Below are 2,301 nucleotides of genomic sequence, written 5' to 3'. Positions count from 1 at the left end.
CGAGATTGGTAAGGGCGGCACCGATCTTCACCGGGCTGCCCGTGCGCTTGGCCAGCCGGACCGACTCAAGAAGGACCGGGATCGCGGCAGCCGGGCTCCGACGCTGGCGCACGGCAGCGCCCAGGCTGGTGTTGGCGTCGCACTGACCTTCCAGGAAGCCGATCCGTTCGGCTATCGCAACCGCCTTCGTCAACTTCCTGATCGCGTCGTCGAACTCCCTCCGGGCCGTCAGACACAGTCCGAGGTTGTTCAGGGCACGGACCTGCCATTCGACGTTCCCGCACGCTCTGGCAGCCTCGAACGCCGCTGTCGCACACTGGAACATATCGGCCGCACGTCCCCGTATGTCGAAGAAGAGCACCAGTTGCATGAAGATGAAGTACGCGTCCTCGGGCAGGTCTTCGCTGGTCGCCCGCAACGCCGCCCCCTTCAGGTTCATGTGTTCCGTATCGAACCAGTCAAGCGCCCCGCTGATGGAATCGAAACGCCCGGTTCCGTCGCGGTGGGTGCTGCGCAGCGCCCTATCGGCCTCCTCGGAGATCTCGTAGTACCGCCTCGCAAGCTCTCCGAAGAGTTCGCGATGTCGGGACCTGACCATGAGTTCGTTGGACTTCTCCGAACTGAACAGATAGACGAGATCGTGCAGTACCCACCGCTCCGAGGAGTCACGGGACAGCAGGCTGGCCTGCCCGATCCGCCGGAGCACCGTTCGGACCCTCGCCACCGGAACCCCGATCAGGACGCTCGCGATCTCCTCGGACACCTGCGGGGTGGGGTTGACGGAGAGCCTGCAGAACGGCTCCTTCAAGTCTTCGTCGAGGTGCCGGAACGAGACTTCCAATGCGGCTCGGACGGCCGTGTCGCCGTATCGCAGGACATCCAGCCGGGTCCTGGCCTCCGCCAGTTCCTCGACCAGGCCAGAGACTCCCAGGGTCGGGTCCTCCTTCAGGATGGCCGCCGAAATCCGCATCGCCAGCGGGAGCCGGCCGCAGAGTTCCCAGAGCCGCTCGCGCTCCTCGCCCGCGTCGGCCCACCGGCTCGGCGTAAGGATCCTCCGGAAGAGCGCATCGGACTCCTCGACTGTCATGCAGCCCAGGGGTACACACTCGACACCGTCCATGATCCCAATGCGCATACGCGAGGTGATCACCAGCCCGTGCGCATCGGCTCTCGGGACCAGCTCCGCGACCTGCGAGAGCTGGGCCACGTTGTCGAACACCAGAAGCACCGGATTTCCCTCTGCGGCACGCCGGTCGAGGAAGTCGTGGTAGTAGGAGGGCAGCAACCCGACCTCGACCGGCAGCTCCGCCGCCGGGACTCCCAACGCCGAGAGCACGGGGGCATACGCGTCCTCGGGACGCCCCATGGTGCGGCGGTCACCGGTGAACCCGTTCATGTCGACGAAGACCAGGCCCCCCGGGTACGCCTCCCGAACTGACAGGTCTCCGAGGACGTTGTCGACAAGGGAGGTCTTGCCCACTCCGGCCATCCCCGTCAAGAGCAGCCTCCGGTCCGCTGCACCGGTCAGGATCTGCCGGAGCAGAGCGGAGTGCTCCTCACGGCCCACGAACCAGTTCGCCGGAGAACGCACCGCCCCGCGGACAGGACGGGCCTGGAGGATCGACTTCGTTCCCCCTCTGGATCTTACGGAGCGCGCATACTCGTGGACCTCGCTCAGAAAATCCGCGACCGTTGTACCGGAAAGCTTCCGAGTGGTCCCAAGCGGAATCCAGGAAGGCGGGTCGAAATCCTCCTGAAGCACCCTGCTGATATTGACCCAGAATAGCTTCCTCGAATCGACGTCGTACACCACGCCGAATACCGGGATGATGCTGTTGCGCCAGTCTTCGACATGACCGTCGACGGGAATCGCGTAACCGTTCGACCGCTTGTACTTCTGCCCGCTCTTGACCTGGATCGCCACACAGACACCAGTCCGGTACCCGCCTTCGGTGAGCATCACCAAAAGGTCTTCCCCGTAGTCGTTCCCCCCGTCGATCTCCTGAACGATCTGATCGTGCTCTTCCAGCAGCATGCGAAGCGCATTGACGCCGGCCCGCTCGATCCGCCTGGTCTGAGTAACCCTCACCGCGCCCCGACTTCCTCGCCACCCGATGTGACCACCCAGCACGGTAGCGTGCCGACCGAAAGGAGGCCGGAGGATTTTCCTTCGTTCACACCTATGGGTTCACCGGACAGCCGGGAATCGTCGAGTCCGTGGGGTGGCGCCGCCCTCGGTGTACCAACCGGCACACCGGCAACGGCCGAGGGCCGGTCCGGGAGGTGTGTACCTCCCGGACC

Annotated in this window: 1 protein-coding gene; it reads right to left on the bottom strand. The window is 64.9% G+C overall.

Going from position 1 to position 2,301, the window contains the following annotated elements; genetic code table 11:
- A partial coding sequence (locus tag ACIQOV_RS38020; protein WP_401055336.1) for a DUF4365 domain-containing protein occupies positions 1–2,035 on the bottom strand: 2,035 nt, incomplete at its 3' end.
- Positions 2,036–2,301 lie beyond the last annotated feature (266 nt).

The sequence above is a fragment of the Kitasatospora sp. NPDC091257 genome, from assembly GCF_044757675.1.
Classification (GTDB): Bacteria; Actinomycetota; Actinomycetes; order Streptomycetales; family Streptomycetaceae; genus Kitasatospora; species Kitasatospora lactacystinica.
This window is presented reverse-complemented; position numbering and strand designations above follow the sequence as displayed.